21 protein-coding genes are annotated in these 20724 nt (G+C 62.0%); 11 read left to right on the forward strand and 10 right to left on the reverse strand.

Annotated elements, in window-relative coordinates; genetic code table 11:
* The first annotated feature begins 155 nt into the window (after positions 1 to 155).
* From ACP7DE_RS19775 to ACP7DE_RS19785, 3 genes are read left to right on the forward strand one after another with little or no spacing between them, the layout of a single operon-like run.
* Complete coding sequence (locus tag ACP7DE_RS19775) at positions 156 to 701, forward strand: hypothetical protein (RefSeq protein WP_426073671.1); 546 nt, start codon at positions 156 to 158, stop codon at positions 699 to 701.
* A 10-nt stretch (positions 702 to 711) separates the two neighbouring features.
* Complete coding sequence (locus ACP7DE_RS19780) at positions 712 to 1002, forward strand: winged helix-turn-helix domain-containing protein (RefSeq protein ID WP_426073672.1); 291 nt, start codon at positions 712 to 714, stop codon at positions 1000 to 1002.
* Positions 1003 to 1022: 20 nt separating this feature from the next.
* Entirely contained in the window at positions 1023 to 1442 is a 420-nt protein-coding gene (locus tag ACP7DE_RS19785) for a DUF2141 domain-containing protein (protein ID WP_426073673.1), read from the forward strand.
* Positions 1443 to 1455: 13 nt separating this feature from the next.
* Here the strand turns inward: ACP7DE_RS19785 and ACP7DE_RS19790 are convergent, their stop codons facing one another.
* A complete protein-coding gene (locus ACP7DE_RS19790) occupies positions 1456 to 2796 on the reverse strand; it encodes a VWA domain-containing protein (RefSeq protein ID WP_426073674.1) in 1341 nt (446 codons plus the stop codon).
* 123 nt (positions 2797 to 2919) lie between these two features.
* Positions 2920 to 3495 (reverse strand): TerD family protein, encoded by a 576-nt coding sequence (locus ACP7DE_RS19795; RefSeq protein WP_426073675.1) that lies wholly within the window; start codon positions 3493 to 3495, stop codon positions 2920 to 2922.
* Between the two features lie 207 nt (positions 3496 to 3702).
* On the opposite strand from ACP7DE_RS19795, the gene ACP7DE_RS19800 reads away from it, so the two are divergent.
* The 5 genes from ACP7DE_RS19800 (at position 3703) to ACP7DE_RS19820 (ending at position 11241) form a co-directional block, all read left to right on the forward strand.
* Entirely contained in the window at positions 3703 to 4512 is an 810-nt protein-coding gene (locus tag ACP7DE_RS19800) for an alpha/beta fold hydrolase (RefSeq protein ID WP_426073676.1), read from the forward strand.
* The gene (locus ACP7DE_RS19805) at positions 4509 to 4994 is read left to right on the forward strand and encodes a dihydrofolate reductase (protein WP_426073677.1); all 486 of its coding nucleotides are present in this window, start codon (positions 4509 to 4511) and stop codon (positions 4992 to 4994) included. Before ACP7DE_RS19800 ends, ACP7DE_RS19805 begins: the two co-directional genes overlap by 4 nt.
* Before the next feature lie 239 nt (positions 4995 to 5233).
* Positions 5234 to 7498: an Orn/Lys/Arg decarboxylase N-terminal domain-containing protein gene (locus ACP7DE_RS19810; RefSeq protein ID WP_426073678.1), complete on the forward strand. Its 2265-nt coding sequence runs from the start codon at positions 5234 to 5236 to the stop codon at positions 7496 to 7498.
* A 491-nt stretch (positions 7499 to 7989) separates the two neighbouring features.
* Positions 7990 to 9786 (forward strand): DUF1800 domain-containing protein, encoded by a 1797-nt coding sequence (locus tag ACP7DE_RS19815; protein WP_426073679.1) that lies wholly within the window; start codon positions 7990 to 7992, stop codon positions 9784 to 9786.
* A 9-nt stretch (positions 9787 to 9795) separates the two neighbouring features.
* On the forward strand, positions 9796 to 11241 hold the full coding sequence (locus ACP7DE_RS19820) for a DUF1501 domain-containing protein (protein WP_426073680.1): 1446 nt from the start codon (positions 9796 to 9798) through the stop codon (positions 11239 to 11241).
* Here the strand turns inward: ACP7DE_RS19820 and ACP7DE_RS19825 are convergent.
* From ACP7DE_RS19825 to ACP7DE_RS19835, 3 genes are read right to left on the reverse strand one after another with little or no spacing between them, the layout of a single operon-like run.
* Positions 11238 to 12098: an intradiol ring-cleavage dioxygenase gene (locus ACP7DE_RS19825; RefSeq protein ID WP_426073681.1), complete on the reverse strand. Its 861-nt coding sequence runs from the start codon at positions 12096 to 12098 to the stop codon at positions 11238 to 11240. The genes ACP7DE_RS19820 and ACP7DE_RS19825 overlap by 4 nt on opposite strands.
* Before the next feature lie 53 nt (positions 12099 to 12151).
* Positions 12152 to 12856 (reverse strand): hypothetical protein, encoded by a 705-nt coding sequence (locus ACP7DE_RS19830; protein ID WP_426073682.1) that lies wholly within the window; start codon positions 12854 to 12856, stop codon positions 12152 to 12154.
* Between the two features lie 29 nt (positions 12857 to 12885).
* A complete protein-coding gene (locus ACP7DE_RS19835; protein WP_426073683.1) occupies positions 12886 to 13386 on the reverse strand; it encodes a Spy/CpxP family protein refolding chaperone in 501 nt (166 codons plus the stop codon).
* Positions 13387 to 13578: 192 nt separating this feature from the next.
* Here ACP7DE_RS19835 and ACP7DE_RS19840 point away from each other — a divergent pair, with 192 nt between their 5' ends.
* Positions 13579 to 14268, forward strand: coding sequence for a response regulator transcription factor (locus ACP7DE_RS19840; protein ID WP_426073684.1), 690 nt, complete (start codon positions 13579 to 13581; stop codon positions 14266 to 14268).
* A 2-nt stretch (positions 14269 to 14270) separates the two neighbouring features.
* On the forward strand, positions 14271 to 15761 hold the full coding sequence (locus ACP7DE_RS19845; protein WP_426073685.1) for a HAMP domain-containing sensor histidine kinase: 1491 nt from the start codon (positions 14271 to 14273) through the stop codon (positions 15759 to 15761).
* A 41-nt stretch (positions 15762 to 15802) separates the two neighbouring features.
* Here the strand turns inward: ACP7DE_RS19845 and ACP7DE_RS19850 are convergent, their stop codons facing one another.
* Entirely contained in the window at positions 15803 to 16153 is a 351-nt protein-coding gene (locus ACP7DE_RS19850) for a FlxA-like family protein (protein WP_426073686.1), read from the reverse strand.
* Positions 16154 to 16320: 167 nt separating this feature from the next.
* Between ACP7DE_RS19850 and ACP7DE_RS19855 the strand changes: the two genes are divergently transcribed.
* The gene (locus ACP7DE_RS19855) at positions 16321 to 17550 is read left to right on the forward strand and encodes a PrpF domain-containing protein (protein ID WP_426073687.1); all 1230 of its coding nucleotides are present in this window, start codon (positions 16321 to 16323) and stop codon (positions 17548 to 17550) included.
* Between the two features lie 41 nt (positions 17551 to 17591).
* Here the strand turns inward: ACP7DE_RS19855 and dcd are convergent, their stop codons facing one another.
* The 4 genes from dcd to ACP7DE_RS19875 form a co-directional block, all read right to left on the reverse strand.
* Positions 17592 to 18161 carry a dCTP deaminase gene (gene dcd, locus ACP7DE_RS19860; RefSeq protein WP_426073688.1) on the reverse strand — a complete coding sequence of 190 codons (570 nt, stop codon included), beginning with the start codon at positions 18159 to 18161 and terminating at the stop codon, positions 17592 to 17594.
* A 133-nt stretch (positions 18162 to 18294) separates the two neighbouring features.
* Positions 18295 to 19095 carry an alpha/beta fold hydrolase gene (locus ACP7DE_RS19865; protein WP_426073689.1) on the reverse strand — a complete coding sequence of 267 codons (801 nt, stop codon included), beginning with the start codon at positions 19093 to 19095 and terminating at the stop codon, positions 18295 to 18297.
* 58 nt (positions 19096 to 19153) lie between these two features.
* Positions 19154 to 19861 (reverse strand): HAD family hydrolase, encoded by a 708-nt coding sequence (locus tag ACP7DE_RS19870; protein ID WP_426073690.1) that lies wholly within the window; start codon positions 19859 to 19861, stop codon positions 19154 to 19156.
* Positions 19862 to 19884: 23 nt separating this feature from the next.
* Positions 19885 to 20646: a sulfite exporter TauE/SafE family protein gene (locus ACP7DE_RS19875; RefSeq protein ID WP_426073691.1), complete on the reverse strand. Its 762-nt coding sequence runs from the start codon at positions 20644 to 20646 to the stop codon at positions 19885 to 19887.
* Positions 20647 to 20724 lie beyond the last annotated feature (78 nt).

Genomic DNA, 20724 nt, shown 5'->3' on the forward strand with positions numbered 1-20724 from the left:
AGCAAATGCGAACCATTGTTATTTACTTCAATTTACAAATCTCTTGCACTTGTGGTCGTACAGCCTCATACGCTTGAGGGCAAAACAAAACGCTTGACGAAAAAATATCTCACATATAGAGTACTCTGCATTACAGAGTCAACCAAGAGAACAAGATGCTGAACCCGCAACAAGTCCAACAATCCCTGCAGGAAGTGGAGCAAACCCAGACGCGCAGTGAACAATATTTGCGCTATTGGCGCTCAGGAGTGATCGTCCAGTTGTGGGGCGTGGTCTGGTTCTGCGCCTATCTGGGCAGCTATCTGGCACCGGCACACAGCGGATATTGCTGGCTGATTGCCGATGCGCTGGGCATGCTCGGTACGGCGTATCTGCTGAGCCGGCAAAAAACCGCCAGCCAGCCGGACGACCGGCGCATCTGGCTGGCCATGGCCATCCTCGTCGCCTTCGGCATCATGGTGTCGACTTTCATCGTGCACCGGCCCGGCGCCATCTCCGTGTTCTGGACCAGCTTGTTCATGCTCGTGTATATGCTGGCCGGCCTCTGGCATGGCTTGCGGTGGACGATATTGGGCGCCAGCATTTGCGTGCTGACTTTCATCGCCTACCATTTTCTCGCCCCCTGGTTTGATCTGGCCATGGCGCTGCTGGCGGGGGGCGGATTGCTGCTTGGCGGCACCTGGCTGCGCCGCGCTGCCTGAGGAGAACATCATGGCTGGCCTGGACGACATCATCCATCAGAGCACGCGCTTGCGCATCATGACTGCCCTGAATGTATTACAAGTAAATGAAAGCATCGAGTTCGTGCGCCTGAAAGCGCTGACCGAGGCAAGCGACGGCAATCTGGGGGCGCACCTGGACACACTGGCACGCGCAGGCTATGTGACGCTCGAAAAGCAGTTCGTCGGCAAGAAACCGCAAACCCGTATTCATGCCACTGCGCAAGGACGCGCCGCCTACCAGGCGCATGTCACTGAATTGCGCCGCTTGCTGTCCATATAAGATCAACCGAAGGAGGTAAAATGAAAAGTATCATACCTTGGTGCATCGCACTGCTGCTGCCAACCGCAGGACTGGCCTGCGCCGCCGACCTGCTCGTGACCGTCAACAATGTCCAGCCCGGTGCAGGCACAGTCAAAGCGGCCATTTACCAATCGGCCGCGCATTTCCTCTCGAACCCCCTGCAGCAGGCCACCGTGCCAGCCAACGGCAGCACCGTCCAGCTGCACCTGGATAAATTGCCTGCGGGCGAATACGCTGTCGCCGTCTTCCAGGACGTGAATGCGAATGGCAAGATGGACAGCAACTTTTTCAAGATTCCCAGCGAACCCACGGGCAGCAGCAACGACGCGCGTTCACTGATGGGTCCGCCCAGCTACGACAAGGCGCGCTTCTTGCTGCCAGAAGCAGGCACCACGATTACCATCAAGCTCAGCAGATAACATCGCAGGACGATCAGTTCAGCAAGCCCTGCCCCCGCGCCAGTTTCAGCCAGCCCGGATATTCCGTCATCAATAAATCATACAGTTCCGCATCGCTGTGCTCATCGGGCGAGCTGACGGAAAAGTAATTGGCGTTGTCGACCAGCCGGCCCTGCAATTCATCGAGTTTTTCCAGGAAGGGAAAGTCGGAATCGGCAAAGGCGGCGAGGAACTTGCTTTTCGATTTGCGTCCCTTACCGATGCCCATGAATTGCCAGAAGATGGGCTCGTTACTGGCCCAGCGCAACTGTTTTTCCGTTGTCGCCTGGTCGCTGGTCCCGCCATCGGTGACAAACATCACGTACACGGGCAGCTCGGCGGTGACGGGCCGCGTGCGCTCGCCGCCGGCCGCGTCGGGGAAGTAAAACGCGCGGATCGCCTGCATGGCGGCACCGTAGCGCGTGTCGCCTTCCAACGGGTGACGCGTGATCGCTTGCCCCACATAAGTGTTGCAATTACTCAAGGCCATGGGCGCCGGATGGTGGACGTTTTTGCCGAACAGGAAAACATCGATTTCGCCATCGTCGTCGAACTTGCAGCCCAGGGCCAGGATGCGCTCGGCAAAGCGCTGCACCAGCCCCTCCTTGTACAGCCGTCCCATGGAGCCGGAAATATCCAGGCACAGACAGACCTTGGCACGGTGGTCAAGCAAGCCGACTTTTTGCAGCGACACGCCGGCCTGCTTGACCAGGCTGACCAGTTGCGGCGCCTCGCGTTCGACGCGCTTTTCCAGGTTGATCTTCGCCTGCTGGATTGCCGAAGCCGCCGGGGCCGCCGCAGGAGCGGCTGGCGCGGCCTGGTCGACTTCGCCGCCGAAGTGGCGCACCAGCGCGTCCAGGCCGCCATTGAAACCCTGGCCCACGGCCATGCAGCGCCAGTCTCCATCCTTGCGGTAGAGTTCAAGCAGCATGACGGCTTTTTCTTGCGCAAAATCAGACCCAGCAAAGGTAAAGCGGGCCAGTTCGCGCCCGCCGTCGAGCAAACGCAGGTAGCCGCTGCCCAGCTGCGCCGTGGTGGCCGCGCCATCGATGGCGGCCGTGACGACCAGGCGTTCGATGGAGGCCGGCAAGCGCTCGAGCTGATAGCTGAAACCGGCCGCATCGCCGGACGGCGCCGAGGTTTCCACGCCGCCGCATGGCGTGCGCGGCTGGTTAAAGAAAGTCATGTAGCGGTCGTCGGACAATTTACCGGTGGCATCGAGGCCGAAACAGGCGAAGTCCAGCGGCACGCCGGTACTGGCCAGACCCAGTTGCACAATATTGCCCGTGACGAGGCTGGACAGCGCCAGGCGCTGCCCCTTGATCAGGTTTTCCATGGAACTTCACGTGTGGGAGCTTCGGACAACGGCTCAGGGCAAGGCGCGTCGTCCGAAGACAGTACGAATAGTACAGAACGTGCATGGCGGCGCAACGCCGCCATGGGCCGTTTTCCGGAGCTCTTAAGCGTTAATACCAAACGAACGTGCCAGTGGGCCTAAGCCGCCTTTGAAGCCTTGGCCAATCGCCTTGAATTTCCATTCGCTGCCGGCGCGGTAGATTTCGCCGAAGATCATGGCCGCTTCCGTCGAGCCGTCTTCCGACAGGTCGTAGCGGGCGATTTCCGTGCCGTTGTCACCGTTCAGGCAGCGGATGTAGGCCTTGCCGACCATGCCGAAGTTCTGCTTGCGGTTTTCCGCGTCGTGGATCGTGACGGCCACGGAAATCTTGTCGATGTCGGCGGGCACGTTGGCCAAGTCGACGGCGATTTTTTCGTCATCGCCATCGCCGCCGCCCGTGGTGTTGTCGCCCGCGTGGACGATGGAACCGTCAACCGACTTCAAATTGTTGTAAAAAATGAAATCGGCGTCGGAACGGGCCTTGCCGTCAGTTTTCAGCAGGAAGGCGCTGCCGTCCAGGTCGAAAGCGGCACCATCGGTGGCGCGCGGGTCCCAACCCAGGCCAATCACGATTTTCTTCAAGCCAGGAGCTTCCTTGCTCAGGTTGACATTGCCGCCTTTTTGCAAACTGATCGCCATGATAATTCCTCTTTATAATGTGGGGGGTTGCATTCGGTGTTCCAGGTCACGCCGCCGGTACCCCGGCTTGATGAGCCATGAGCCTACCATAAAGTTCTTGCTTGCCAGCCGCGCACTATTGAAAATAATGCCATACGGAAAATACTGTGCCGCCGCCCGGATGCGCAAAATGACGGATAATGCCGCTCGACAAAAAAATTCACTAGCATGAGCGATACGACTCCTGGCTCGACCTTGCCTGAATGCACCACTGAAGGCACCACGCGGCTCGACTGCATTCCCGGCACCCTGTGCGATGCGCGCCTGTGGTCGCGCCTGGCGCCTGCCCTGGGCGAGGCCTTTCATGTGCAGCACGTGCCCTTGCATCAGGCGCGCACGCGCGCGCAGATGCAATCGATGATTGCCAGCTGCAGCGCTCCGCAAGCCCATCTGGTGGGCTTCTCCCTGGGCGCCTACCTGGCGCTCGAACACGCGCTGGCGCACCCGCAGCGCGTAAAGTCTTTGACTTTGATCGCCAATTCAGCCCAAGGCTTGCTGCCGGCGGAAATCGCGGCACGCCAGCGCATCGTCGCCATGCTTGAGCGCAATGCGTATGCGGGCATCACGCGCCAGCGCCTGCGCGAACTGCTGCATCCATCGCACCTGGACGATGTCGCCATCACCGGACTGATCCAGCAGATGGGACTGGACCTGGGCAAGGACGTGCTGCTGGCGCAATTCATCACCACCATCAACCGCCCCGATCTGATGGCGCGCTTGCCGGAACTCGATTTTCCCGTACTGATCGTGGGCGCCGAAGACGACAAGCTCGTCAATCCTGACGATCTGCGCGCCATGGCAGCCCGCCTGCCACAAGCCACCTTGCACTTACTAAAAGACAACACCGGCCACATGATTCCGCTGGAAGCACCAGGTGCGCTGGCGCAAGCCATGCGCGCGCATCTGGAGGCCATGGGCAATTTCAACGATAATGACGGGCATCGGGCCATGCCCCCACCACTTTCACAGAACCAATGAGCCATTTGACCATCATCGTCGCCACCGACCAGCAAGGCGGCATCGGCATCAACAACACCCTGCCGTGGAAATTGCCGGAAGACCTGGCGCACTTCAAGCGCCTGACGACGGGCCACCCCATCCTCATGGGCCGCAAGACCTTCGATTCCATCGGCCGTCCGCTGCCGAACCGCCGCAACATCGTCATCACGCGCAATGCCGACTGGCGCCATGAGGGCGTGGAAGCGGTGTCGTCGGTGGAAGCGGCCATCGCCCTGCTCGATGGTGCCGAAGGCTATGTCATCGGCGGCGCCGAGATCTACCGGCAAGCACTGCCATTGACGGCCCGTTTGATCATCACGGAAATCGGCCAGACGTTTGACTGCGACGCCTTTTTCCCCGCCGTTGACCATACCGTGTGGCAAGAAACCGCGCGCGAAGCGCATGTATCGGAGAAATCCGGCCTGCCTTACGCCTTTGTCACGCTGCAACGCAAAGCCTGATAAGGTTGATATGGATTCGGACAAAATGTTGCTGTAATACCCCAGTCACACCGTTGCGTCACGCTAGCGCAAGCTCGTGACGCTTTGCTACGATATTTTTTTCCCGCAGACGCCGCATTTCTGCGAGAATCCCGTTCTTATTTTTTTTCTGCGGCTGCCGGGTTTCACGACCGCCTGAAGTCGCGCCCTAGTCCGCCCCTTCATTATGTCAGGGGCGGCTTGCTTTTTTGGAGACATGCATGAAATTTCGTTTCCCCATCGTCATCATTGACGAGGATTTCCGTTCTGAAAATACGTCCGGCCTGGGCATTCGCGCCCTTGCCGCCGCAATGGAAAAAGAAGGCATGGAAGTGCTGGGCGTGACCAGCTACGGCGATTTGTCGCAATTTGCCCAGCAGCAATCGCGCGCGTCGGCCTTCGTGCTGTCGATCGACGATGAAGAATTCGGCGCCGGTTCCATCGAGGAAACGGACCACGCGCTCAAGTCCCTGCGCGCCTTCGTCGAGGAAATCCGCTACAAGAATGCCGATATCCCCATTTATCTGTATGGTGAAACGCGCACTTCGCGCCATATCCCGAACGATATCCTGCGCGAACTGCACGGTTTCATCCACATGTTCGAAGATACGCCGGAATTCGTCGCGCGCCACATCATCCGCGAAGCGAAATCTTACCTGGACGGCCTGTCGCCGCCATTCTTCCGCGCGCTGGTGCACTACGCCAACGACGGTTCCTACTCGTGGCATTGCCCCGGCCACTCGGGCGGCGTGGCATTCCTGAAGTCGCCGATCGGCCAGATGTTCCACCAGTTCTTCGGTGAAAACATGCTGCGCGCCGACGTCTGCAATGCCGTCGAAGAACTGGGCCAGCTGCTCGACCATACAGGCCCTGTCGCTGCGTCCGAGCGCAATGCGGCGCGCATCTTCAATGCCGACCATTGCTATTTTGTCACCAATGGCACCTCGACCTCGAACAAGATGGTGTGGCATTCGACCGTGGCGCCGGGCGACATCGTCGTCGTCGACCGCAACTGCCACAAGTCGATCTTGCATTCGATCATCATGTGCGGCGCGATTCCCGTGTTTCTGATGCCGACGCGCAATCACCTGGGCATCATCGGTCCTATCCCGCTGCATGAATTCACGCCGGAAAGCATTGCCCGCAAGATTGAAGCGAATCCGTTCGCGCGCGAAGCGAAGAACAAGAAACCGCGCATCCTGACCATCACGCAATCAACCTACGATGGCGTGATCTACAACGTGGAAACCTTGCGCGAAATGCTGGACGGCAAGATCGACACCCTGCACTTCGATGAAGCATGGCTGCCGCACGCCACCTTCCACGATTTCTACAAGAATATGCACGCCATCGGCAAGGACCGTCCGCGCGCCAAGGAATCGATGATCTTCTCGACCCAGTCCACGCACAAATTGCTGGCCGGCCTGTCGCAAGCTTCGCAAATCCTCGTGCGCGAATCGGACACGGTCAAGCTGGACCAGGACGCTTTCAACGAGGCTTACCTGATGCACACCTCGACTTCGCCGCAATACTCGATCATCGCTTCGTGCGATGTGGCCGCGGCCATGATGGAAGCGCCGGGCGGCACCGCCCTGGTGGAAGAATCGATCATGGAAGCGCTTGATTTCCGCCGCGCCATGAAAAAAATCGACCAGGAGTGGGGCCAGGACTGGTGGTTCCAGGTGTGGGGTCCGGCCACCTTCAACGACGAAGGCATGGGCCAGCAGGAAGACTGGATGATACGCGCCGAGGATGACTGGCACGGCTTTGGCGACCTGGCTCCGGGCTTCAACATGCTCGACCCGATCAAGGCGACCATCGTCAACCCGGGCCTGTCGCTGGACGGCCAGTTCGGCGAAACGGGCATTCCCGCGTCCATCGTCACCAAATACCTGGCCGAGCACGGCGTCATCATTGAAAAATGCGGCCTGTACTCATTCTTCATCATGTTTACCATCGGCATCACCAAGGGCCGCTGGAATACCCTGTTGACGGCCTTGCAGCAGTTCAAAGACGACTACGACAAGAACCAGCCGATGTGGCGCATCCTGCCGGAATTCGCGGCGGCCAACCCACGCTATGAAAAAATGGGCTTGCGCGACCTGTGCCAGCAAATCCACGATTTCTACAAGGCTTACGACGTGGCCCGCCTGACGACGGAAATGTACCTGTCGGACATGATCCCGGCCATGAAGCCGTCGGACGCGTTCGCCAAAATGGCGCACCGTGAAATCGAGCGCGTGGCCATCGACGAACTGGAAGGGCGCATCACGTCCATCCTGCTGACGCCGTATCCACCGGGCATTCCGCTGCTGATCCCGGGCGAGCGCTTCAACAAGACCATCGTCGACTACCTGCGCTTCGCGCGTGACTTCAACGAGCGCTTCCCCGGCTTCGAGACGGATGTGCATGGCCTCGTGAAACGCGAAGTCGATGGCAAGCGTGGTTACTTCGTCGACTGCGTCAAATTGGATGAGAACGTTTAAAAACGTCGCCCTTCCTTAGACAGTGGTCATGAACGCCGCCTGATGCAGATCAGGCGGCGTTTTTCATTTCAGACGGTTGCTCATGGCTGGCTCCGATGAAAGACGGAGGGCCCCATGCCTTCCTCACGCAAGGGCCATGCCGGCCAAGCGCAGGGCACGGACGGGGTAATGACGAACGGCGTTTCGCCGATAGCGTAAAAACCATCGTTTCCGGCGTAGCGCGTTTCCTTGTCAAGATAAGCTTTCAAACAAGCTTAATCGGCTGGAATGATTACGTCGCCTATCCGCCACAGTGCGCGTCATCAGCAAAAAATATTTTTCATTTTCAAATAACAAACTTCGCTCTACCTCACTATAAACAGCCTGAATAACACGCTAACGTCCATTAAAAATAAACGTAGTCAACATGCAAATACTTAATTGAAAACGGGATTTTGGTAAGCAAGCCCTACAATTAACAGGCCAGATTTTAATTGCCTGAAAGAAACTAAATGACGCACCCTACTTTGCGCCGCTTACTGTCCATCACATTGCTCAGTCTGCTTGCCGCCTGCGGCGGTGGCGGTGGCGGTGGCGGCGACAGCAAGACCGGCTCTACCCAGAACCCGGACGTTTCGGTCGTGCCGCCAGCGATCACCGCTCCCGGCACGTCGCCTGGCGATACCATTCCGCCGCCGCCCCTGACCACGCCGCCTGCCAAGCAGACGGCCACCTTTACGCGCCCGGAAGCGTCGCGCTTCCTGGGCCGCGCCACGTTCGGCCCGGACATGGCAGCCATCGATGCGCTGGTCGCCAGCGATAGCGATGTCTGGTTCCGCGCGCAGTTTTCCAAGCCGCAAACCTTGCACCGCAAATATATCGATGCCAAATATTCCGCTGCGGGCGCGGTGGCCACCAAGGCCGTGCCAAACGACTTTTATGAGTCGTTCTGGCAGCAGGCCGTGCGCGGCGATGACCAGTTGCGCCAGCGCGTGGCCTTTGCCCTGTCTGAAATTTTCGTCGTCTCTACGCAAAACGAGGCCGTGTGGCCGCAAACGCGGGGCGTCGCCAGCTATTACGATATGCTGGGGCAACAGGCGTTCGGCAACTTCCGCACCTTGCTGCAGGGCGTGGCCACCCATCCGATGATGGGTCTGTACCTGTCGCACCTGCGCAACCAGAAGGAAGCGGCCACGCGCACGCCCGACGAAAATTTCGCGCGCGAAGTCATGCAGTTATTTACCATCGGCTTGTACCAGCTGAACGCCGATGGCTCATTGAAATTGTCCGGCGGCAAACCCATCGACACCTACACACGCGACGATGTGAGCGGCCTGGCGAAAGTATTTACGGGCTGGAGCTGGGCCGGGCCGGACCAGGCCGCGAACCGTTTTTATGGCAGCGTGGCCGATCCGGACCGCGACTGGAAACCGATGCAGAACTATGCGGCGTTTCACTCCACCAGCGAAAAACGCTTCCTCGGCGTGAGCGCGGCGGGCGCTGGCGGCGGCGAAGCAGACATGGCGCTGGCCCTCGACACCCTGTTCAACCATCCGAATGCGGGCCCGTTTTTTGGCCGCCAGCTGATACAGCGCCTGGTCAGCAGCAATCCCAGCCCGGCCTATGTGGGCCGGGTCGCAGCCGCCTTTGCCAATAATGGCTCGGGCGTGCGCGGCGACATGCAAGCCGTGATCCGCGCCGTGCTGCTGGACCCCGACGCGCTGGCGCCAGCGGGCACCAGCCTGCGCACGGGCAAACTGCGCGAACCGCTTGTGCGTTTGGGCAACTGGATGCGCGCGTTTAACGCCAAGGATGCCGCCTTGCAGTACCGCATCTATTACCTGAGCGACCCACTCTCCGGCTTGGGCCAGAATCCCATGAACGCGCCATCGGTCTTCAACTACTTCCGTCCCTCCTACGTGCCACCCAATTCGGCGCTGGCGACGGCCGGCCTGGTGGCGCCGGAAATGCAGATCACGTCGGAGCCGTCCGTCACCGGTTACCTGAACTTCATGCAGGACGCCATCCGCGGCGGCGTGGCGGAAAGCCGTGCCGTGCGGGCCGACTACTCGGCCGAACTGGCTCTGGCCGACCAGCCGGCCGCCTTGCTGGAGCGGGTCAACTTGCTGTTGATGTCGGGCAATATGTCGTCCCGGCTACGCAGCAAGATCGTCTCGGCTGTGACCAGCATCGCGATTCCCGCAGCCAGCGGCAGCAATGCCGCGCAAGTGACGACGGCGAAAACCAATCGCGTGCACCTGGCCATTTTCCTGGCCATGGCCTCGCCTGAATACCTGGTTCAGAAATAAGGAAGCTGCATGACTATCACCTCCCACTTCTCGCGCCGCCGCTTCCTCGGTTCCATGCTGGGCCTGGCCGGCAGCACGGCCGCGCCATTCGCCCTGAACCTGGCCGCCATGGGCCAGGCTGCGGCCCAGTCCGCCGACGACTACAAGGCCCTCGTGTGCCTGTTCATGGCCGGCGGCAACGATACCTTCAACACGGTACTGGCCACCGACACGCCCTCCTGGAGTGAATACTTGCGGCTGCGCAACACGGGCGGCAACGACTCGATCCACCTGCCCGGCGTCGGCGAAACGGGCGGCGTACTGCCGATCGTGCCTGCCACGGCGCAAGCGGGCCGCAGCTTTGCCCTGCATCCCGCCCTCGGCCCCGTGAAAGACCTGTTCGACGGCGGCCGTGCCGCCATCCTTGCCAACGTGGGCACCCTGATCCAGCCAGTGACGCTGGCGCAATACAAGGCAGGCAATGTGGCGCTGCCGCCGAAACTGTTTTCGCACAACGACCAGCAATCGACCTGGCAATCGGGTCTGCCGGAAGGCGCCAGCGTGGGCTGGGGCGGACGCCTGGGCGACCTGCTGGGCACGCGCAACTCCAATGCGACGTTTACGGCCATCTCGGCCGCGTCGAACGCCCTATTCCTCAGCGGGCGCCAAGTGCGCCAGTTCCAGGTGGGACAGGCAGGCGCCGTGCCGATCCGCAATATCGGCAGCGGCTACCTGTTCGGCACCACCCAGGGTGAGACCGCCTTGCGCGACATCATCAGCACGGCGGGCGACGACATGATGGAGCAGGAACACGTAGCGACAGTCCAGCGCGCCATTTCCAGCCAGAGCGTGCTGAGCGGCGCCATGCTGGCGGCCGGCGCGGGCGGTGTGCCGAATCCGCCGCCGTATGTCAACCCGAACACGGGCGCGTCTGGCGTCAACCAGTTGGCCGTGCAATTGCAGACCGTGGCGCGCATCATCGGCGGACGCGGCGCCCTGGGGGCGAAACGGCAAGTGTTTTATGTGACACTGGGCAGCTTCGACACGCATGACCGGCAAAAAGTGCTGCACGGCGACCTGATGGCGCGCCTGGCGCACGCGCTGGCGTATTTCGACGCGACCCTGGCTGCCCTGCAGGGCGCCGACGTGCGGCGCCAGGTGACGACATTTACGGCATCGGACTTCGGCCGCACCTTCAGCAGCAACGGCGACGGCACGGATCACGGCTGGGGTGCGCACCACTTTGTCGTGGGCGGCGCAGTGAAAGGCCGCGACATCTACGGCACCGTTCCCGTCACGGGCCTGGGCCATGCACTGGACGTGGGTTCCGGCGCCCTGCTGCCGACCACGTCCGTCGACCAGTACGGCGCCACCCTGGCCACGTGGTTTGGCGTGGCCGACAGCCAGCTGGCCGAGGTGTTTCCGAACATCGGCAACTTCAGCCGGCGCGACCTGGGTTTCATGACGGCAAGCTAGCCGTTGACGGCCACCGTCAAGGTGACGACATAGCCATCCGTGGCATTGCCCGTCACCGTGGCCATCTGCAGGCTGGTGCCGTCGCTGAAGACGTTGTCGGTGGCATAGCTGATCTGTGCCAGGTTGCGCACGCTGGCCGTGTAGCCGCTGGCCGCATACACCTCGTTTAGCGTTGCCATCGGGAAGGTGAATTGCGAGGTCTTGATGCGGTTCGCAGCGCTGGCCGCCTTGGCCAGACTGGGATAGACCTCGAAATGCACGTGCGGCATGCGCCCCGCGTAGCAGCCGGGGAAAATGGTGGTGAAGGCGAGGTTGCCGGTGCTGTCCGTTTCCTGCACGCCGCGCAAATAATTTTGCGCCGTCACGCCGCTCGAATACAGCGAATACAGGCCTTCGCGGTCGCAATGCCACAGGTAGACGGCATAGCCGGCCAGGCTGGCGCAACTGCCGCTGGCATTGAGCAACTGCAGCCTGATGGTGAGCGGCACGCCCGCCGCCGCGCCCGTGGCGCCATTAAAGCTGGCGCGGATATCGCTTCGCACCACGCCCGACTGGTTCAGCACATTAATGATGCTGCCGCCATTCGTGTTCGTGCCGTCGGCCGGATACGGCCCGCCCGTTTCCTCGGGAATCACCGTGCAGGCGCCCGTGGTGGGCGTCGCGGCCGTACCCGTACCGGAGGTGCCCGTGCTGGCGCCGCTGCTCGCGGCGGTACTGCTGGCGTCCGAACCACCGCCGCAGCTGACCAGGGGCAAGGTGGCGGCGCCGGCCAGCAGCCAGCGCAGGACTTTCCGCCGCTCAGCCGCCTGCCGCATCATTTCGAGGTCGGATGCCAGACCGTGATCGTGTAATTCCATACATACTCCAATAAGTGGGGCAAGCCCGCCAGGGCGAGCTTGCGTTCCATGGTTCAGGCCGTTGTATTGACCAGATTGCCGCTGGCAGACAGGCTACCGCCCGCATTCGCCGCGCCCAGGCTACCCGACAGCGCCTGCAGGAAGCTGCCCAGTTTGCTACTACTGCCGGTGCTGCCCTCATCGCCGCCCAGTGCGCTGAGCAGGCTGGCAAAGCTGGACTGCAAGTCCGTCACGCTGCTGTCCGTGCTGTCGCTGCTGCTGTCGCCACTGTCGCTACTGGACGCGGCGAGTTTTTGCAGCAGGTTTTGCAAGTCCGACTCAATGTTGCCGGGTCCGCCAGCGCGCGCGCCACCGCCGGGCGGCGGTTCGGAAGGCGGTTCGCCGCCCTCATCTTGCCCGCCGACACTGCCGCCGCTCTGCGCATGCAGGCTGCCCATCAGCTGGTGCAGGAAGGCGCCCAATGCCTGGCCCACGTCGCCGCTGGCGCCACTTTCAGACGTGGCGGTATCACTGCCGCCATCACTGGCGTCCACTGACACGCCAATCGATGACAAGGCGCTGGAAATGGCGTCGAGAAAGGCGCCATCGTCAGGCTTTTGCGGCCGCGCGCCGCCCACGCTGCCGGTGCCGCCGCTGCTGCTGGTACTGCTGGTGCTGCCGGTACTGCTGGTGCTGCCGGTACTGCCACTGCCGCTCAGGCGGCTGAGCGTGCTCAGCTGGCTGGCGGTGCTGTTTGAACTCAAGGCAATGATGCTCATGCTCAATCTCCTATGCTTCGATGATACGGTTATTGGGGGTGGCGCGGACCGGGGCGGCTGTCGTGCTGCTGCGTCTGCTCGCGCTGCTCCGGCGTCAGCACGGCCAGCAATTGCTGCTCCAGCCGCGCCTGCTGCAAGCTGATTGTCGCCATGGCTTGCGCCGCCGTGTTCGCTAACGCGCTGGCTTTCGTATCGTCGTAGGCGCTGGACGCGGCCAGTTCGCGCAGCTGTGCATGGGCCTTGAAGGCGATCTTTTCCTGTTGCCGCAGCAAGGGCGCCTGGGCGTAGGTGGCAGCAAGAACCTTGTCCTGCTGCGCTTCGCTCAACTCGATGCCGCGCAGAAACGGCAGCAAGCCTTGCGCGCCTGGAGCGCTTGGAGCGTGAGCAAAGCCGGGCGGCGGCTCTGGCATGGCGCGTGGCGGCGGGCCGTCCGGTGCCGGGGTCTGCTGGCTCTGCTGGGCCAGTGCGAGCAGCGGCATGCTGCAGGCGGACAGCAGCAACAGGGATACGGCGATACTCAGGTGTTTCATCGGGCTTTCCTTTCGTGGCGATCAGCCCTGATTGTCGGCGTCTGGCATGTAAAGCAACGTTAGGGCTGCGTAAAAGCGTGTAAAGGAAGGTGCGCAAATGTAAGTGGACGTATGTAAAAGCGCGTAAAACCGCCTTGAACAGCCCCCTTTGACTGCTATCATCGGGCGATATTCACCCGAAAAAGCACAGGCATGAGCAAGGTTTTGTTAATCGATGACGACGTGGAACTGGTCGGCATGTTCCAGGAATACCTGACGCAGGAAGGTTTTGACGCCCGCGCCGTGCATGACGGCGAAAGCGGCGCGGCCGAAGCGCTGACAGGCCTGTACGCCATCGCCATCCTCGACGTCATGATGCCGCGCATGAATGGCCTGGAAACCCTGCGCCGCATCCGCGCCGGCAGCAACTTGCCCATCTTGATGCTGACGGCGCGCGGCGACGATACGGACCGCATCGTGGGCCTGGAACTGGGCGCCGACGATTACGTGACAAAACCTTGCACGCCGCGCGAGCTGACGGCGCGCATCCGCGCCATCCTGCGCCGTTCGCAAGCGGCGCCGCACGACAGTTCGGGCCTGGCGCCGCTGGCCGTGGGCCAGTTGACGATGTGGCCGGAACAGCGCCGCGCGTCCTGGGCCGGTGCGCACCTGGAGCTGACGAGCACGGAATTCAACCTGCTGGAAGTGCTGGTGCGCCATGCGGGCAAGCCTGTGAGCAAGAATCAATTGTCTGAGCTGGGCCTGGGCCGGCCCATGGCACGCTTCGACCGCAATATCGACGTGCACTTGAGCAGCCTGCGCCGCAAGCTGGGCAGCCTGGCCGACGGCCGTTCCTGCCTGCAAACCGTGTACCGTCTCGGCTACCAGCTGATCAAGGAGTAAGCGTGGGCCGTCTGTTCTGGAAGTTTTTTCTGTGCATCATGCTGGCGCAAGTAACGGCTACCATCGGCATCGGCGGCACCTTCTGGCTGAAAAACCGGGCCGCGCAGCAAGAGCGGGCCCTCGACATCGACACCAGTCCGCCGGCGCAAATGATCATCGAGGCCGCCAGCGCCACCCTGGAAGCGGGTGGCAGCCGGGCCTTGCGGCAATTCCTGGGCAAGCTCGAACGCATGCGCGTATTTGCCGTCGATATCCAAGGGCAAGAACTGATGGGCCGCACGGTGCATCCCACCATGCTGGCCAAGGCGCGCGCCATGCTGGAACAGGGCCAGGCCCATCCCGTGGTGCGCGAAGCGGCCGGCAGCGATGGCAAGCGCTACCTGCTGTTCCTGCCGTCGTCTGAACGCTTCCGCAATGCCGGAGCGGGCGCCGCGCGCGACACGCTCAATGCCGTCGCCATGAGCGGCCCGCGCGCCATGGGACCCGGTCCACGACCCAACGAAGCGGGCGCCCCGCCGCCACGCGGCGAATTCGGCCGCGGCATGCCGCCCGGCCCGCGCATGGACAGTCCCTACCGCACCTTCATCCCGCTGGCCGCCGCCATCGCCGCCAGCCTGCTGTTCTCCTTCTTGCTGGCCTGGTATTTTGCGCGCCCCATCCGCGACTTGCGCCAAGCGTTCGAAGCCGCTTCGCACGGTAATCTGGCGCCCCGTTTTCATGCCAGCGGCAAGCGTGGCGATGAATTGACGGACCTGGGCCGCGATTTCGACCGCATGACGGGCCGTTTGCGCAGCCTCATGGAAAGCCAGACGCGCTTGCTGCATGATGTCTCGCACGAGCTGCGCTCGCCATTGGCGCGCTTGCAGGCTGCCATCGGCCTGGCGCACCAGCAGCCGGAAAAGATGGACGCCTCGATGCAGCGCATCGAACGCGAAAGCGAACGCATGGATAAGCTGATCGGCGAGCTGCTGACCCTGTCGCGGCTGGAAGCGGGCGCCGGCTCGCCCCTCAGCGAAGACGTCGACATCGCCGACCTGTTGCACGACATTATGGAAGACGCCCGCTACGAAGCGAAGGCGCGCCAGGTGAGCATAGCCCTTGCGGGCGACGCGGCCATCGCCGACGCGGCTGTCTCGGGCCGGCCAGAACTGCTGGCGCGCGCCGTGGAAAACGTGGTGCGCAATGCCGTCAAGCACAGCCCCGATGGCGGCACGGTGGAAGTGAATTTGTCGCGCCTGCATGACGGCAAGCAGGATCTGCTGTGCATCGCCGTGCTGGACCGGGGGCCTGGCGTGGCCAGCGCCGACCTGGCCAACATTTTCCAGCCGTTCTTCCGCGCCAGCCATACCCAGCACAGCACGGATGGGCATGGCCTGGGCCTGGCCATCGCCCAGCATGTGATCAGCGCCCACGGCGGGCGCATCGGGGCCAGCTTGCGCAGCGGTGGCGGGCTGTGCGTGGAAATGCTGTTGCCCGTCAAAACGCCAGGCTGACCTGTCGGCGAGCCTGGCGTCGGGTATTGCCGGGAACTTTGCTAAGCCTGCGTATCGATGATGCTGCCCAGAGTGGACGAAGTCGATTTAGCAGGACTCGTCGCCGTATCGGCGCTGCTGGCCGTCTGCGTATCTTGTTGCGCCGCCTGTTGCGCGGCCGCCGCTTGCAACTGAGCAATTTGCGCCTGCAAGGCCTGGATTTGCTGCGCCAGCTGCTGTTGCAGCTTTTGCGACGCGTCCGTCTGCGTGCCCTTCTGCGATTCCGTCAATTGCTTTTGCGCCGCCGTGATCTGCTTTTGCAGCGCCGCGATCTGCGAACTGCTGCCCGAACTGGCGCTACCGGCCGCGCCGACTGTGCCGACTGCGCTGCCTGAACCGATTGCCGCTACCATGATGCCTCCCGAATGTGTCGATACCAAGGTTAACGGCAGGCATGGGCGCGGATGTAGTGCCGCGGGTGTAAAGGCAGGTAAAGAGCGCGGCCGGCACACATTGTTGCTCCTCGGCACAAAAAACTGGCACACTGACGCTTCCCCAGCCAAACCCTGATCGGATCGCCATGCCCCTGCTGCCCGCCCTGCCCGACCACGTGCCCCGCCAGCGCTGCGGCGTGATCGAGTTTCCCGTCCACCACATGCGTGGCGGCACATCGACAGGCCTGGTCTTGCATGCGTCCTGCGTACCGGCCGAGCAAACTCTGCGCGAGGAATTGCTGCGCCACCTGATGGGCGTGCCACAGTCCGGCCGGCTGCCGGGCAACCGGCAAATCACGGGCCTGGGACGCGGTGCGCCCACCAGCAACAAAGTCTTCCTGGTCGAGGTGGAACAGCATGCCGGCCAGCCGCGCCTGGTCAGCACCCTGGCGCAACTGGCCGGCGAGCACGCGGATATCGACTGGAGCGTGAACTGCGGCAATATGTCGTCCGCCCTGCAACTGTGGGGCCTGGACAGCGGCGTGATCGAGGCGCTGGCCATCGGCGCGCACGATATCGATATCCGCAACACCAACACGGGCGTCATCACCACCTCGCGCATGGCGCGCGAACTCGATGGCAGCTTTACGGCCACCGGCATTCCCGGCGTGCCCGGCCGCTTCCCCCGCGTCGACCTGTTCCTGCAGCAACCCGCGGGCGCCAAGACGGGTAAATTATTACCGACAGGCAAGGCGCAAGACAAGGTGCACGGCTACGACGTCTCGTGCGTGGACGTGGCCGTGCCCATGGTCATCGCGCTAGCGAGCCAGTTCGGCAAGACGGCACAGGAAGCAATACGGGAACTGGAGGCGGACACGGCGTTCATGCAAGCCATCCGCCAGGTATGGAGCGCGGCGGGACTGCTGATGGGCTTGCGGCGGCGCGATGGCGGGTTGATGACATTGGAAGAACTGGAACGCAGCGAAACTATCCCCAAGTTCTGCATTGTGGCAGCGGCAACGGGAGAGGGAAATATTGCGGTACGCTACTTTACGCCGCAAGCGGGCCACGCCTCGCTGGCCGTCTCGGGCGGCTGCTGCCTGGCGGCGGCTTGTCTGATACCGGGCACGGTGGCGCATGCGCTGGTGCGCGGCGTGCCGCCAGTCGGGCAAGCGGATGCAGAGATTGAACTGGGCATAGCAAACCCGGCCGGCATCCTGGCCACCACCATCGTGGCGCGCCAGGATGGGGCGACGGGAAACATCGTCATCGACAGCGCGGCCTACCGGCGCAGCACGCAAATCTTGCTGCGCGGCCATGTTCCCCTGTACCAGCCGTCAGCCGCATTGAAAGCGTGGCTACTGAAGCAGTTTTAAAGCAAGACCAGGCTGGGCTGGCGCCCCGCCATGCATGGCAATCAGGTCTTGGGCAAGGTCACGCCAACTTGGCCCTGGTATTTTCCACCACGGTCCTTGTACGAGGTTTCACACACTTCATCGGACTCGAAGAACAGCACTTGCGCCACGCCTTCATTGGCGTAGATTTTCGCCGGCAATGGTGTCGTATTCGAAAACTCCAGGGTCACAAAACCTTCCCATTCCGGTTCGAATGGGGTGACGTTGACGATGATGCCGCAGCGCGCATAGGTGCTCTTGCCCAGGCAAATCGTCAATACGTTGCGGGGAATGCGGAAATACTCGACCGTGCGGGCCAGCGCGAACGAGTTCGGCGGGATGATGCAATAGCCCTTGCCCGACACATCGACGAAGTTGTTTGCGTCAAAATCCTTCGGGTCGACGATGGTAGTGTTGATGTTGGTAAACAACTTGAACTCGTCGGCGCAGCGGATGTCATAGCCATAGCTGGACGTACCGTAGGATACGATGCGGTTGCCGTCGCGTTCCTTGACCTGGCCCGGTTCGAACGGCTCGATCATGCCCGTTGCTTCCGCCATGCGGCGTATCCATTTATCGCTTTTAATCGTCATCGCAGGGGGTTCTTTCTAGAATATCAGAATGGCGGGGGCCGCATGCCTGCTGCAGGCACGGCCCGAATGGCAGGATTTTACGCGAAAACCCGCCACTTTTGGCCCTTGCAAGATGAAAATCGTTGGTCTCAGGCTACTGTTTCGCCTGCAAGGAAGTGATCATCTCGCGCACCACTTGCGCCGTCAGTTCAGGGTTTTCCATAGGAAACAGATGGCCGCCCGGTACCTGGCGGAAAAACTTGCCGACCAGCTTGCGCGTGGCCGTCAAGCCCGCCTGGCGGCATTCCACCGATTCCGTGCCGCCGATAAAACCGATGGGCACGGGAAAGCCAGCCTTGACGAGGCCGCCGATATGGTGCGGCAAGCTGCGGTAGACATCCGTTTCCACTTCGCGCGTAAAGCGCAGCTGCACCCCTTCCGGATGAGGGACCAGGCCGCTGTCGATGTAGTCGTGCAAGACTTGCGGCGCCCAGATGGCGAACATGTCTTTGGCGGCAAAGTGTGCGTACGCGGCTTGCGCGTCGGGCCATAGCTTGCGCCGTCGGGCGGAAAAACGCGACGGAGAAAACCGTTCGCCCAGCGCCGTATTGCGCGCCAAGCGCACCAGCAAGGCGCGCCAGCCGGCCACAACGGGCGAATCGAGCAAGACCACGCAGCGCACCAGGTCGGGCCGCTGCTTGGCCACCATCACGCTGAGCATGCCGCCGAGCGAATGACCGACGAGGATCACGGGCCCGCTGTAGCGGCGCTCCAGCGCATCGATATACTCGCGCACCAGCTCGGGCCAGCCCGTGCTGACGGGGTAAGCAGGATCGTGCGCGTGCATGTCGAGCGCCTGCACAGCGTAGTGCTGGCTCAGCAAGCCGAACAGCTTGCGGTAGGTGCCGGCAGGATAACTGTTGGCGTGGGCAAAGTGCAGCTGCGGGAGGGTCATCGTGGGATGGTGCCGGTGAATGCGATAGGCAATTGTAATGGCATGCCGGCACGACGTATCAGAGGAAGGCCTCTAATTTCCGAGGTACCAGCGGGTGCGCTGAAGCCATGCCCGGCACGAAGGAGGCCAGCACCGCGCCCAGCTCCGCGCTTGATTCCACCACGCAAAAGGCATCGTCGAACGCATGCTCGCGGTTCATGTGATTGCGCACAATGATGCATTCCAGCCCAGCCGCGTTGGCGGCGCGCAAGCCGCGCGGCGAATCTTCCACGGCCACGCACTGGGCGGCGGCCAGGCCAAGGCGCTGCAAACCCAGCTGGTAGCCGTCGGGCGCCGGCTTGCTTTCCCCATACATTTCACGCGTCAGCACGAAGTCGAAATGTTGCAACATGCCCGTGGCCGCATGGCTGATCTGGAAGTGCTGTGCATACGCGCTCGTCACCACGCCCATGGCCACATGCGGGCGCAGCGCCGCCAGCACCGGTTCGATGCCGGGCATGGCCAGCCGACGCGCCTGGCGCAGCCGTTGCGCAAACAGCACGGTGCGCTCGGCGCGCAGGCGCTCGACCAGTTCGATGGCGTGGCCCTGCCCCAGCAGCACATGCCAGGCGCCGTAGTTATTGTCCAAAAACCAGTCAAAGAATTGCTTCAGCGTCAAGTCTATGCCGTAGGGCAAGAGCAAGTCGCGGTTGCTTTCGTAAAACAGCTGCTCGGTATTGACCAGCACGCCATCGTTGTCCCACAGCACGCCCTGGATGGTTTTCATGGTGAGGTTTTTACGTACAGTAATTACTTGAAAAATATGTCGTAAGACAATTTCACGATCAGCAACACCAGCAGCACCAGGAACAGGATACGCACGAAGGCGGCGCCGCGGCGCACGGCGATCCAGGTGCCGGTCAGGGCGCCCAGGATGTTGCACACAGCCATCGGTGCGGCCACCGCGTACACCACGTGACCGGCGGGAATGAAAAACGCCAGCGCGGCCACGTTGGTGGCAATATTCACCAGTTTCGAGCAAGCCGAAGCAAGGATGAAATCGAAGCCGAAGACGCGGATGAAGAGGAAGATCAAAAAACTGCCCGTGCCTGGCCCGAACAGGCCGTCATAAAAGCCGATGGCGCCGCCGATGACGATGGCGAGGATGCGTTCGCGCGGACCGATGGGGCGCGCTTCGCGCGTCGTGCCGAAATCCTTCTTGATGAAGGTGTAGATGGCCATGATGATGATCAATACCAGTACCATCGGGCGCACCACCTGCTGCGGCACATACGACACGGCCGCCGCGCCGATGAAGGACATGAAAAAAGCGCTGGCCACGGCGGGCAGCACCAGCAACCAGGGGATGTGCACCTTGCCGACAAACGAGCGGGCGGCAAACGTGGTGCCGCAGGCGGACGCCAGTTTATTCGTGCCCAGCAAGGACGTGGAAGCCATGTTCGGCATCAGGTTGAACAGGGCCGGCAGCTGGATCAGCCCGCCCCCGCCCACGGCGGCATCGATCAGGCCGGCAAAGAAGGCAAATAAACACAGCAGCGAGATGGTCAGCATGATAGGCAGTAAGGAATGGGCGACAGCGGCAGTATAGGCGCCGTGGATTTTTCCGGATGCAACTTCATATTGCGGAAA

The organism is Janthinobacterium sp. DSP2-3-3, assembly GCF_049897325.1.
In the GTDB taxonomy this organism is placed as follows: Bacteria; Pseudomonadota; Gammaproteobacteria; order Burkholderiales; family Burkholderiaceae_D; genus Janthinobacterium.